Annotated in this window: 11 protein-coding genes; 4 read left to right on the forward strand and 7 right to left on the reverse strand. The window is 68.4% G+C overall.

What is annotated here, in order from left to right:
• Positions 1 to 50: 50 nt before the first annotated feature.
• Together KXC42_RS17040 and KXC42_RS17045 are read left to right on the forward strand one after the other, a co-directional pair.
• Positions 51 to 1,559 carry a PspC domain-containing protein gene (locus KXC42_RS17040; RefSeq protein ID WP_052227246.1) on the forward strand — a complete coding sequence of 503 codons (1,509 nt, stop codon included), beginning with the start codon at positions 51 to 53 and terminating at the stop codon, positions 1,557 to 1,559.
• Positions 1,552 to 1,785, forward strand: coding sequence for a hypothetical protein (locus KXC42_RS17045; protein ID WP_006550082.1), 234 nt, complete (start codon positions 1,552 to 1,554; stop codon positions 1,783 to 1,785). The genes KXC42_RS17040 and KXC42_RS17045 overlap by 8 nt, the downstream gene beginning before the upstream one ends.
• 77 nt (positions 1,786 to 1,862) lie before the next feature.
• Here KXC42_RS17045 and guaA read toward each other — a convergent pair whose 3' ends face one another.
• The 4 genes from guaA to guaB all read right to left on the reverse strand — a co-directional run bounded on the left by guaA (position 1,863) and on the right by guaB (position 8,140).
• Complete coding sequence (gene guaA / locus KXC42_RS17050; RefSeq protein ID WP_039584863.1) at positions 1,863 to 3,437, reverse strand: glutamine-hydrolyzing GMP synthase; 1,575 nt, start codon at positions 3,435 to 3,437, stop codon at positions 1,863 to 1,865.
• Between the two features lie 67 nt (positions 3,438 to 3,504).
• Positions 3,505 to 5,229, reverse strand: coding sequence for a GMC oxidoreductase (locus tag KXC42_RS17055; protein ID WP_219129316.1), 1,725 nt, complete (start codon positions 5,227 to 5,229; stop codon positions 3,505 to 3,507).
• A gap of 182 nt (positions 5,230 to 5,411) precedes the next feature.
• On the reverse strand, positions 5,412 to 6,545 hold the full coding sequence (locus KXC42_RS17060; RefSeq protein WP_033097051.1) for a GuaB3 family IMP dehydrogenase-related protein: 1,134 nt from the start codon (positions 6,543 to 6,545) through the stop codon (positions 5,412 to 5,414).
• A 71-nt stretch (positions 6,546 to 6,616) separates the two neighbouring features.
• Positions 6,617 to 8,140, reverse strand: a complete 1,524-nt coding sequence (gene guaB, locus KXC42_RS17065) for an IMP dehydrogenase (protein ID WP_033097050.1) — start codon at positions 8,138 to 8,140, stop codon at positions 6,617 to 6,619.
• A 259-nt stretch (positions 8,141 to 8,399) separates the two neighbouring features.
• Here guaB and KXC42_RS17070 point away from each other — a divergent pair, with 259 nt between their 5' ends.
• Complete coding sequence (locus KXC42_RS17070) at positions 8,400 to 8,810, forward strand: DUF5319 domain-containing protein (RefSeq protein ID WP_006550077.1); 411 nt, start codon at positions 8,400 to 8,402, stop codon at positions 8,808 to 8,810.
• Between the two features lie 95 nt (positions 8,811 to 8,905).
• Here KXC42_RS17070 and KXC42_RS17075 read toward each other — a convergent pair whose 3' ends face one another.
• The 3 genes from KXC42_RS17075 to KXC42_RS17085 form a co-directional block, all read right to left on the reverse strand.
• On the reverse strand, positions 8,906 to 9,973 hold the full coding sequence (locus KXC42_RS17075; RefSeq protein ID WP_033097049.1) for an anti-sigma-D factor RsdA: 1,068 nt from the start codon (positions 9,971 to 9,973) through the stop codon (positions 8,906 to 8,908).
• On the reverse strand, positions 9,966 to 10,544 hold the full coding sequence (locus KXC42_RS17080) for a sigma-70 family RNA polymerase sigma factor (protein WP_019288580.1): 579 nt from the start codon (positions 10,542 to 10,544) through the stop codon (positions 9,966 to 9,968). The genes KXC42_RS17075 and KXC42_RS17080 overlap by 8 nt, the downstream gene beginning before the upstream one ends.
• A gap of 128 nt (positions 10,545 to 10,672) precedes the next feature.
• Positions 10,673 to 11,638, reverse strand: a complete 966-nt coding sequence (locus KXC42_RS17085) for a hypothetical protein (RefSeq protein WP_019288581.1) — start codon at positions 11,636 to 11,638, stop codon at positions 10,673 to 10,675.
• A gap of 525 nt (positions 11,639 to 12,163) precedes the next feature.
• Here KXC42_RS17085 and KXC42_RS17090 point away from each other — a divergent pair.
• Positions 12,164 to 12,457, forward strand: a complete 294-nt coding sequence (locus KXC42_RS17090) for a WhiB family transcriptional regulator (protein WP_039584868.1) — start codon at positions 12,164 to 12,166, stop codon at positions 12,455 to 12,457.
• Positions 12,458 to 12,556: the final 99 nt, after the last annotated feature.

Consider the following 12,556-nt stretch of genomic DNA (forward strand, 5'->3'; position numbering starts at 1 on the left):
AGGGTTGGTCCCTGATGTGCCGCGCGCGGAAGCCCAGCAGGATGGGTGCCATGGACACGAGGAGCTTTCAGGACCAGGTGGCGGACATGTGGCGGACCCGCCCCGTGCGTCTGCCGAAGGAGGGGCACATCGCGGGTGTGTGCTCGGGTATCGGAGTGCGCTACGGCGTCGATCCCGTGCTGATCCGTGTCGTCTTCGTCGCGTCGGCGCTGTTCGGCGGTGGCGGTCTCGTCCTCTATCTGGCCGCCTGGCTGATGTTCCCCCGTCACGGCGACCAGGTATCCTCGCTCGAATCGCTCGTCGGGCGGGGTGCGAGCTCGGACTCGACCACCAAGGTCGTCGTACTCCTCGTGGCCCTGGCGATCGCGGCGGGTGCCATCGGTCCGGTGGGTGCGGGTTCGGGCGGTTCCGGATTCATCGGAACGCTCCTGCTGCTCGGCGGTTGGTGGCTGCTCTATCAGCGGCGTCCCGAACCGCCGGTGCTGCCGGCGCCCGAGGGAACCTCCTTCCCCACCCAGGCGGCCTTTCCTCAGCCTCCGGTGACGAACGCGTACTGCTCCCCGTGGGGCGCACACACCGGTGCATGGCACATGCAGGCGGGTCCGGCGGCCACGACGACACCGGGCGGAGAGGCAGCCGGCACAAAGACAACCAGCACAGCGGCAACCCCGCCTGCGCAGACCACCGACGCGACGGAGGTCCTGAGCACCACCGACGCCTCGGACACCCCTGCTTCGGGCACCGATTCCACAGCGCCCACCGAGACGACTGAGAGGAAGACGTCCCCGATGCCCGACCTACGCAAGGACACCGACCGCAAGGACACCGACCGCAAGGACACCGACCTTCCGCTCCCGGATGTCGACGCGCTCTCCCCCCACCGTTCGGCACCGCCGGCATGGGATCCCCTCGGGGTCGCCCCGTTCGCATGGGATCTGCCCGAACCGGCACCGAAGCACGAACCTGCGATCGTCACGAATCGACGCTCGCGCCTGACCACGACGGTTCTCGGACTGGCCGTGATCGCCGCTGCGGTGACCGGCGCGCTCGGTGCCGCCGCCGACCTGGCCTGGGTGACCCCCGCCCGGGTGGGTGCCGCGGCCCTCGCGGTCGTCGGTCTGGGCCTGCTGATCGGCGCGTTCCTGCACCGCGGGCACGGACTGCTCGTCGTCACCGGCCCCCTCCTCGGATTCGTCGTCCTCGCCTCGATCGCCGGCCCGGTCGACACCTCCAACTGGGGCGACCGGACCTGGGCTCCGACCAGTACCGATCAGCTCGAGTCCGAATACAGCTTCCAGTTCGGGGCGATGACCCTCGATCTGCGGGGACTCGAACTCACCGAGGACCGCACGGTGCAGGTCGACGGCCGGTTCGGCAGCGTCGAGGTGCTGTTGCCGGAGAACCTGGACGTCCGCGCCGACTGCACGGTCGGTCCCGGTGAGATCAGGGGATGCCCCGCCCCCGGCATCGACGGTGGTGCCGACGGAGTCGACGACGGGCCGGTCCTGGACCTGAACGCGAACATGGAATTCGGATCTCTGGAGGTGCGTCGTGGCTGATCACGAAACCGGAACACACACCGAGGATCGGACCGAGCGCACCCGCAAGGGACCGTCGCTCCTGCTCCTGCTCGCCGCACTGGCAGCGCTGGTCGTGAGCGGATGGGCCATGATCGGGCCGTTCTCCGTCGAGTTCCTCGCCGCCGTCGACCTCGGATGGGTCCTGGTGGGCGCGGCCCTGCTGATCGGAGCGGTGCTGGTCTTCCTCCCCAACCGCCGGAGATAACCACCCCCACCTACGCGACGTCCCCCGGACCTGACCGGTCCGGGGGACGTCGTCTCACCGCTTACGGCGAGCGGAAATCACTCCCACTCGATCGTTCCCGGGGGCTTGCTCGTCACGTCGAGCACCACTCGGTTGACCTCCGTCACCTCATTGGTGATACGAGTGGAGATCCGCTCGAGGGTCTCGTAGGGCAGGCGCGTCCAGTCGGCGGTCATCGCGTCCTCGCTGGAGACCGGACGCAGCACGATCGGGTGTCCGTAGGTGCGGCCGTCGCCCTGCACGCCCACGCTGCGGACGTCGGCGAGCAGCACGACCGGGCACTGCCAGATCTGTCCGTCGAGGCCGGCGGAGGTGAGTTCCTCGCGGGCGATCGAGTCGGCGCGGCGCAGGATCTCGAGGCGTTCGCGGGTGACCTCACCGATGATGCGGATGCCGAGGCCGGGGCCGGGGAACGGCTGGCGGCCGACGATCTCCTCGGGCAGACCGAGCTGACGTCCGACCGCGCGCACCTCGTCCTTGAACAGCAGGCGCAGCGGCTCGACGAGCTCGAACTCGAGGTCCTCGGGAAGTCCACCGACGTTGTGGTGGCTCTTGATGTTCGCGGTGCCGGAACCGCCGCCGGACTCCACGACGTCCGGGTACAGGGTGCCCTGCACGAGGAACTTCACGGTCTCGCCCTTGTCGGCACCCTCGCCGAGCACCTCGGAGACCGCGCCCTCGAAGGAACGGATGAACTCGCGGCCGATGATCTTGCGCTTGGTCTCGGGGTCGGTGACGCCGGCGAGCTCGCGCAGGAAGGTCTCGGACGCGTCGACGGTGACCAGACGGGCACCCGTCGCGGCGACGAAGTCCTTCTCGACCTGCTGCCGTTCGCCCTCGCGCATGAGGCCGTGGTCGACGAACACACAGGTCAGGCGGTCGCCGATGGCGCGCTGCACCAGCGCGGCCGCCACGGCGGAGTCGACGCCGCCGGACAGGCCGCAGATGGCACGACCGTCGCCGATCTGCTCGCGGACCTGCTCGACGAGCGCGTCGGCGATGTTCGCTGCAGTCCAGTCGCCCGGGATTCCGGCGATGTCGTGCAGGAACCGGCTCAGCACCTGCTGGCCGTGGGGCGAGTGCAGCACCTCGGGGTGGTACTGGACACCGGCGAGGCGACGGGCGCGGTCCTCGAACGCCGCGACCGGGGCACCGGCGCTGGTCGCCGTGACCTCGAAGCCCTCGGGGGCCTCGGTGACGCCGTCGCCGTGGCTCATCCAGACGGGCTGCGTCTCGGGCAGACCGTCGTGCAGCACACCTCCGGAGACCGACAGCTCGGTGCGGCCGTACTCGCGCGAGCCGGTGTGCGCGACCGTGCCGCCGAGCGCCTGCGCCATCGCCTGGAAGCCGTAGCAGATGCCGAAGACGGGGACGTCGAGATCGAACAGCGTGGGATCGAGACGCGGTGCGCCCTCCTCGTACACGCTGGCGGGGCCACCGGACAGCACCACCGCGCGCGGGTTCTTCGCCGCGATCTCCTCGACACCGGCCGTGTGGGGCACGACCTCCGAGTAGACGTTGGCCTCACGAACGCGCCGAGCGATCAGCTGCGCGTACTGAGCTCCGAAATCGACGACGACGACCGGTCTGGACTGCTGGCTTTGCGACGACACCCGAACAGTCTAAGCGGCCGCGCCGGGTGTTCCCGACGCGGCCGCTCATCCGATCACTTCCGGGTCGCTACGCGACGCCGCTGTGCTTGACCTCGACGACCGGCAGTCGCAACGCACCGGGTGCGTCGACGGGCACCACGGGGTTCTTCGGTTCGATCGGCGCGATACGACGGTAGGGCTGTCCCTGCTTGGGACGCTGGTCGTCCTCACCCTTGTTGGGCCACAACGACGCAGCGCGTTCAGCCTGCGCCGCGATGGTGAGCGAGGGGTTCACACCGAGGTTCGCGGAGACCGCGGCGCCGTCGACGACGCTCAGCGTCGGGTAGCCGTGGACGCGGTGGTACGGATCGATGACCCCGTGGTCGCGATCGGATCCGATCACGGCGCCACCGAGGAAGTGTGCGGTGAGCGGAATGTTGAAGATCTCACCCCACGTGCCGCCCGCGACACCGTCGATCTTCTCGGCGATGCGGCGCGTGGCCTCGTTGCCGGCCGGGATCCAGGTGGGATTCGGCTGCCCGTGGCCCTGTTTGCTCGTGACCCTGCGGCGGCCCAACACACCCTTGGTCGTGTAGGTGGTGATGGAGTTGTCGAGGTTCTGCATCACCAGCGCGATGATGGTGCGCTCGCTCCACCGGTGCACCGAGAGCATCCGCAGCATCTTCACGGGGTTCCGCACGACCTGCCCGAGGAACTTCACCCAGCGCGGGGTGCGTCCGTCGCCGTCGGTCATGAGGGTCTGCAGCAAGCCCATCGCGTTCGATCCCTTGCCGTACCGCACGGGTTCGATGTGCGTGTCGGGGGTGGGGTGGAACGACGACGTGATCGCGACGCCCTCGGTGAGCTTCAGACCGGGATCGATCCGCATCTTCCCGGCGCCGACGATCGATTCGGAGTTGGTGCGGGTCAGTTCGCCGACCTTGTCGGACAGTTCGGGCAGCGCACCGGTGTCCTTGAGGTGGTGCAGCAGGTGCTGCGTGCCCCACGTTCCGGCGGCAAGGACGACGTGCGCGGCCGTGTAGGTGCGCCGCCGCTTGCGGACCCACGCGCCGGTGCGTTCGGTGATCACGTCCCAGGTGCCGTCGGCGGCCTGACGGAGATCGGTGACGGTGGTCAGCGGGACGATCTCGGCTCCCGCCCGCTCGGCGAGACCCAGATAGTTCTTCACGAGGGTGTTCTTGGCACCGTGGCGGCATCCCGTCATGCACTCACCGCACTCGATGCAGCCGGTGCGGTCGGGACCCACGCCACCGAAGTAGGGATCGGCGACCGTGCGGCCGGGTTCGCCGAAGAACACGCCCACGGGCGTCTGGATGAAGGTCTCGCCGACGCCCATGTCGTCGGCCACCGACTTGATCACCTTGTCGGCGTCGGTCATCCGGCCGTACTGCACCACGCCGAGCATCCGCTTCGCCTGGTCGTAGTACGGGCTCAGTTCGTCCTGCCAGTCGGTGATGTGCGCCCACTGGCGGTCCTCGAAGAACGGCGCCGGAGGCTTGTACAGGGTGTTCGCGTAGTTCAGCGACCCGCCGCCCACGCCGGCACCGGCGAGGATCAGGCAGTCGCGCAGCAGGTGCACGCGCTGAATGCCGAAGCAGCCGAGCTTGGGCGCCCAGAGGAAGCGGCGCAGGTCCCAGCTGGTCTTCGCGAAGTCGGCGTCGGCGTAGCGGCGACCGGCCTCGAGAACGCCGACCTTGTAGCCCTTCTCCACGAGGCGCAACGCCGTGACGCTCCCACCGAAACCCGATCCGACGATCAGGACGTCGTAGTCCGTGACCCGTTGCTTACCCATGGAACCTCCAGCGGCGAGAGTTGTTACCGGCAAGTATGCACTTCGGCGGTGTGACTACAGGCACAGCCCCGACTCTACCCGTTACGTGGAGTTGCACGAAAACGAAGTGCGAGAAAAATCGATGGCCGGTCACCGCGTCCTGCGACGCTGTGACCGGCCATCGGGATGTACCGGGAAGATCCTTATCCGCGGACCGACAGACCGACCTTCTGGAATTCCTTCAGATCGGAGTATCCGGCCTTCGCCATCGATCGACGCAGGCCGCCCACAAGATTGAGCGAACCGGAGGGGTCATCGGACGGGCCGAACAGCACCCGACCGAGGCCCGGTCGCCCGTCCTCGGCGACCCGGACCGCAGCGCCGCGCGGCATCGACGGATGCCCGGCCACGGACGGCCAGTACCAGCCCTTACCCGCGGCCTCCTCGGCGAGAGCCAGGGGCGCGCCGAGCACCACCGCGTCGGCGCCGCACGCGATCGCCTTCGCGAGGTCGCCGGCGTTCTCGATGTCGCCGTCGGCGAGCACGTGGACGTAACGGCCCCCGGTCTCGTCGAGGTAGTCGCGCCGGGCCGCAGCGGCGTCGGCGATGGCCGTGGCCATCGGGATGCCGATACCGAGCGAGGAGGACGTGGTGGTCGCCTGCTTCGTGGAGCCGAAGCCGACGATGACACCGGCCGCACCCGTGCGCATCAGATGCAGCGCGGTGCGGTGGTCGCTGACACCGCCGGCGATGACCGGCACGTCGAGCTCCGAGATGAACGTCTTGAGGTTCAGCGGCTCGTCCTCACCGTGGGCCACATGCTCGGCCGAGATGATGGTGCCCTGGACGACGAGGAGATCGATGCCCGCCTTCACGAGCTCGGGCGTGAGAGCGCGCGCATTCTGCGGGCTGACGCGGACCGCGGTGGTCACCCCGGCATCCCGCACCTGTGCGACGGCCGCGGCCAGCAGATCGCCCTGCAGCGGAGCCGTGTGCAGTTCCTGCAGGTAACGGACGGCTGCGCGCGGATCCGTGCTCGCGATCTCCGCGAGACGGGTGACGACGGCGTCGACATCGGCATGACGACCCCACAGGCCCTCGCCGTTGATGACACCGAGACCGCCGGCCTTGCCCAGCTCGATCGCGAAGGCGGGCGACACCAGCGCGTCGGTGGGGTGCGCCAGCACCGGGATGTCGAAACGGTAGGCGTCGATCTGCCAGGCCGTCGACACCTCCTTCGACGACCGCGTCCGGCGCGACGGGACGATGTCGACGTCGCCCAGCTCGTACGTACGTCGGGCCGTGCGACCCATGCCGATTTCAACGAGGTCGCGCACGCGCGCCCCTTTCTCCTCTTGGACGATGCTCCCGTCCTAATCGGAACGGGACCCTGCTGCGAACGCGAAAACTACCGGACCACGTAGTTCGGCGCCTCGGCAGTGATCGTGATGTCGTGCGGGTGGCTCTCCTTGAGGCCGGCGGCAGTGATCTGCACGAACTGCGCCTCCTGCAGTTGCTCGATCGTCGTCGCGCCGGCGTAACCCATCGCTGCGCGCAGGCCACCGATGAGCTGGTGCGTGACCTGCTGCAGCGGGCCGCGGAACGGCACGCGTCCCTCGATGCCCTCGGGCACGAGCTTGTCCTCGGAGAGCACGTCGTCCTGGAAGTAGCGGTCCTTCGAGTACGACTTGGCCTCGCCGCGGCTCTGCATCGCGCCCAGCGAGCCCATGCCGCGGTAGCTCTTGAACTGCTTGCCGTTCACCAGGATCAGCTCACCCGGGGACTCCGTGGTGCCGGCGAGCAGCGAACCGAGCATCGCGGTGGACGCACCGGCTGCCAGAGCCTTGGCGACGTCGCCGGAGAACTGCATACCGCCGTCGGCGATGACCGGCACGCCGTGGGCGCGCGCCACCGTGGACGCCTCGAGGATCGCCGTGATCTGCGGCGCGCCGACACCCGCGACGACACGCGTGGTGCAGATCGAGCCGGGGCCGATACCGACCTTGACCGCGTCGACGCCGGCGTTGATGAGCGCCTCGGTGCCCTCGCGGGTCGCGACGTTGCCGCCGATGATCTGCACGCGGTCGCCGACCTCGCTCTTGAGCTTCGAGATCATCGACAGCACGTTGGCCGAGTGGCCGTGGGCGCTGTCGACGACGAGAACGTCGGCTCCGGCATCGACCAGCGTCATGGCGCGGGTCCAGGAGTCGTCGCCGACGCCCACGGCGGCACCGACGAGCAGACGGCCGTCGCGGTCCTTCGTGGCGTTGGGGTGCTGCTCGGTCTTGACGAAGTCCTTGACGGTGATCAGGCCGGTGAGCTTGCCCTGACCGTCGACGATCGGCAGCTTCTCGATCTTGTGGCGACGCAGGAGACCGAGCGCGGCCTCAGCGGTGACGCCTTCGCGGGCCGTGACCAGCGGAGCCTTTGTCATGACCTCGGCGACCGGGCGGTTCTGGTCGACCTCGAAGCGCATGTCGCGGTTGGTGATGATGCCGACGAGCTGACCCTCGTCGTCGGTGACCGGCAGACCCGAGATGCGGAATCGCGCGCACTTCGCGTCGACCTCGGCCAGCGTGTCGGTCGGCTTGCAGGTGACGGGATCGGTGACCATGCCGGCCTCCGACCGCTTGACGGTCTCGACCTGCGCGGCCTGCACCTCGGTGGGCATGTTGCGGTGCAGCACGCCCATACCACCGGCCCGGGCCATCGCGATGGCCATGCGGGACTCGGTGACGGTGTCCATCGCGGAGCTGACCAGCGGGATCCGCAGGCGGATCTCGCGGGTGAGCTGACTCGACGTGTCGACCTGACTCGGGACGACGTCGGAAGCCGCGGGAAGCAGCAGCACGTCGTCGAAGGTCAGACCCAGCATTGCGACCTTGTTCGGGTCGTCACCGCCGGTGTGCACGCGCCCTCCGGTACTACTCATGCGGTTCGGACCCTCCGTGACAGTCGATGGGAGCGGACGGCAGAACCGTCCGACAGCAGGAATGAATGAAGGCTGTGCGCGCTCGTCGCACCGACGGGCAGTTGGAGAGCGGCACGCACCCCTTCATGTTATCTGTTCGGGGAACAAGCTCGGCTCCCACCCTGTTCCCCGATGTTCGTCACATCACCCCGTGTGATTTCACGGCGTGTCCCCTGGCGACCGCTGGCGCAGACCCCCTCGGTCTGCGTACCGTGGAGTCGTGCGTGATCAGTTGCCTCCCGGACTCCCACCGGACCCGTTCGCAGGAGACCCCGACGATCCGTCCGCAGCACTGGACGCGATCGAGCCGGGCCAGCCCCTGGATCCTGCGGAGCGGCTCGCGGTGGAAGAGGACCTCGCAGACCTGGCCGTCTACGAGGCGCTGTTGGCTCCCCGCGGCGTCCGCGGACTCGTGGTGTGCTGCGAGGACTGCCACCAGGACCACTACCACGACTGGGACATGCTGCGGGCGAACCTGCTGCAGCTGCTCGTCGACGGCACCGTCAGACCGCACGAGCCGGCCTTCGATCCGTCCCCCGACGCCTACGTCACCTGGGACTACTGCCGCGGCTACGCGGACGCGTCCATGAACGAGGCTCTTCCCGTCGACCCCTACGGTCTGGATTCCTGACCGACCGTTCCCCACGCGGACCACGCATCACGTCACTTCCACGAACGACCCGGGCCCGACAGCACATGCTGCCGGGCCCGGGTCGTTCTGTACTTCTAGCCGCCTTCCGAAGTGGTCACGGACCCCGGAGCGAAATCTGCTCCCGGTCCGTCCTGCGTCGACCGCGGCGACGATGCCGTCGTCGTCGGAGCGGGAGTCGGGGAAGAAGCCGAGGTCGACGGAGGAGCCTCGCTGGGCACCGACGGACCCGGCGTGCTCGACGGGGGCGGTGGCGCGGTCTGCGACGGCGTCGTGGTGTTCGAAACCGGAGGCGGCGCTTGCAGGATGGTCGGATCCACCGTCGTGGAAGTGGGCGGCACGGTCGTGCCGGTTTCCGCACCGGTCGTCGGGGCAGGCTGCTGCCCATCCGTGCCGGGCGTCGTGACCGGCGGGGGCACGACGGCACCGGGAACCACCGGCACCTCGGGTGCCACCGGCGCTGCCGGCGGCGGAGGCACCTGCGGCACCAACCGGCCGAGTTCCTCGGCGAGGCGTTGCACCCAGTCGCCGAGCGCATCGCGCTCCTCCGCGTCCCGGACGTCGCCCGAACGGGACTCCGCGGACGTCAGCAACTCGCGTGCTTCCTCCGTGTTGCCCTCGGCGATGAGTTGTTCGGCACGCTCCAGGGTCGATGTGGTGTCGATCCGGGCCTCGGTGGATTGCGCCTGCTCACTGAACACGACCTGCTTGACGCCCCACAACGGGTCGCCGGGCTCGGCGCCGTAGGACACGGCGGTCGCGCTGCCGACGGCGATAGCGACGAGCGCTGCTGCACCTGCGAGCGGACGGAGCAACCGGAGTTGCCCCTTCGATCGCGGGCGCAGAGGGGTGACCTCCGGGGCCCGAGCGAGCGTTTCCCGTGTTCCCAGTTCCCGGTGGACGGCGGCGACCACTTCGTCGAGGTCGGGGCCGGCGGGCATCGGTTCGGCGAGGATCTCTGCACGCCAGTCGGCGAGCAGAGTGGCGAGTTCGTACTCCTCGTTGTCCTTCGTCTCGACGAGCCCGTTACCGGAGATCGCATCGATCAGCGCGTCGTCACGACGCACGGCGGCGAGGTCCACGGAGGTTTCGTCGTCGGGAAACTCGTCGTCGAAGCCGTCGCCCGAGAAACGCCCCCTACCCATTCCGCTCACCTGCTCTCGTGACTTCCTTCTTGAGTCTCGCGATGGCCCGGTGCTGGGCCACCCTGATCGCTCCTGCAGTACTACCCACTGCTGCGGCCGTCTCCTCGGCCGACAATCCCATGACGAGACGGAGGATGAGGATCTCGCGCTGCTTCTCCGGGAGGATGCCCAGCAGCTGCTTCATCTGCCGGCCCGCCTCGGAGTTGATCGCGTATTCCTCGGGGCTGTCGTCGAGCGACATCACCTCCGGCACATCCGCCACGGGTTCCGCGCGGTTGCGCGCCGCACTGCGGTGCGCGTCGGCGACCTTGTGAGCAGCGATCCCGTACACGAACGCCATGAAGGGGCGGCCTTGGTCCTGATATCTCGGCAAAGCGGTCATCACGGCCAGGCACACCTCCTGTGCAACGTCGTCTGCAGAGAGCTGGCCGCGCTCTGCAGATCCGACCCGTGCGCGGCAGTACCGCACGACGAGGGGCCGGACACTTGCAAGAACCTGAGCGAGAGCCGCCCGGTCGCCTTGCGCAGCCGCAGCAACCGCGGAGTCCAACTCCTCACCCATAACAGTCATCGATTGCGCAAGTCCTGGCGTTACAGACGGCACCACCCCCCCGGGCGGGCTTCCACCTGACCGTGGAACACCCCCAGAGTAACTACAACGACCGACCGGTCCGGTCACCCCCCGCGCGCGACTGGAACTCAGCAGGCAGACAAGGTCACGAAGCGACCCCCACGCCCCCTGATCACGGTCGCGCAGAAGTCACGGACGCGACCCGCATCGAGATCACGGACGCGACCCGCATCGAGATCACGGACGCGACCCGCGTCTCTCCCTGCCCCCAGCCCGTCGAGGAGCATCGCCGCGGCCCATTGCAACGGAATGAGTTCGTGTTCCTCCGCGCGCGCGAGGACGTCGGCGGCCAGATCCATAGCCGGACCATGGTCGGGCAGTCCGGTCAAAGAGGCCGACCGCACGAGGTCCGACTTCACGGAGTGCCGGATCGATCCGAAGCCGTCCGCGAGTTCCACCGCACGGTCCGCCCGGCTGCGCGCACGGGTGAAGTCGCCTGCCGCGAGAGCGGATTCGGCCCCGACCCATGCGAGACGGATCCGCTGTCGCACGAAGGCCTTCTCCCCCGCTTCCGATTCGGCAGCGTCGAGAGCGGCTGCGCATCGGTCGAGCAGCGACCCGCACACCGCGAGACGGCCCCGCCCGAGCGCATCGGCCGCCAACCCCGTGGCGGCGTCACACCATGCAGCGACAACATCGACGTCGCGCCGTGCGGCGACAGTGCCGACGTCGCGCCATGCAGCGACAGTGTTCCCGGAGCTGGTTCGCAGCGACCCCGCCTCCGCGAGAGCACGTCCGTCCAGGACGGCGGCCGCGCGATGTCCGCCCAACTGACGGAGAAGGGAGGCCTCGGTGCTCGCTCCGAACGACGACCACACTCCTCCGGTTCCACGCACTCGGGCCAGCTCGGCCCGCGCGGCGGCGTAACGTCCCTGCCCACCGAGCGCGACGGCCCGCAACCAGTTCTGTTCGGGTCCGTGCGCGGCAGGGAGCGGATGTGCCCCCGGGGACGAGCCGAAGGCCGCGGCGACCAGGATCGCGTGGCGGTCGGACGGTGTCGGTGCCGTGTGCCGGCGGGCGTCGGAATGTGCCATCGCGGAATCATCGCACCAGCGGATACCGACGATACGCGGGGCTCCGGGCCGACGCCGGGCATTTGTCGGAGAGAAATTATCACCGTGAGCGCAAATAGTCTCGATGATTGGAACGCAGGGACGCACAGAAGACATTTCCGAACATTTTGTTAAACATCGAGTTAAAACATGCGTGGTGCATGTATGGTGCCGCCCCGGACCTCCGAGGCCGCGTCGGAGCCCGCATCCGGCCGCCGAAAGGCCGGGTTACCAGCGAGTAAGGGACCTTTTGCCCACGTCGGGAGCATAAGATACCCCGGATCACCCCCGCCCGCAGCGCACAGGCACGACTCCTCACGAAAGTAAATATTTCCGCGGTTAAATCTTGGCTGTTCGGTTATGGACTATCCCACTCATCGAAAACATTGACGACGAATCGATACAGATCCTACGGTGAGTTTGTTTGATTCGGATCACAGCGGGAATCCCGATGTGTCCACGGTCCGCTCGCACCATTCACGCGAGCTTGCTGCAAAGGAGTGCCACATGCCCGCACCACACACACTGCCCGGCCCCAACGCGGACCTCTGGGATTGGCAGATGCACGGTAAGTGTCGTGGTGTGGACTCCTCGGTGTTCTTCCACCCCGACGGAGAGCGCGGTCGTGCCCGCGCCCAGCGGGAGAACCGCGCGAAGGAGTTGTGCCGCACCTGCCCCGTGCTGGCCCGTTGCCGCGACCACGCCCTCGCCGTCGCCGAGCCGTACGGCATCTGGGGCGGCATGTCGGAGACCGAGCGGGAGATGTACACGAGGCAACAACGGCGGAAGGTCGCTGTGTGAGGCGGTCACCCGCCCCGTGACGACACCGTCACGGTCGTGACCATGTCAACACCGTCACGGTCGTGATCATGTCGACACGACCGTGACGGTACGACCGGG

Origin of the sequence: Rhodococcus sp. LW-XY12 (assembly GCF_019317345.1) — a bacterium.
GTDB classification, from domain to species: domain Bacteria; phylum Actinomycetota; class Actinomycetes; order Mycobacteriales; family Mycobacteriaceae; genus Rhodococcus; species Rhodococcus pyridinivorans.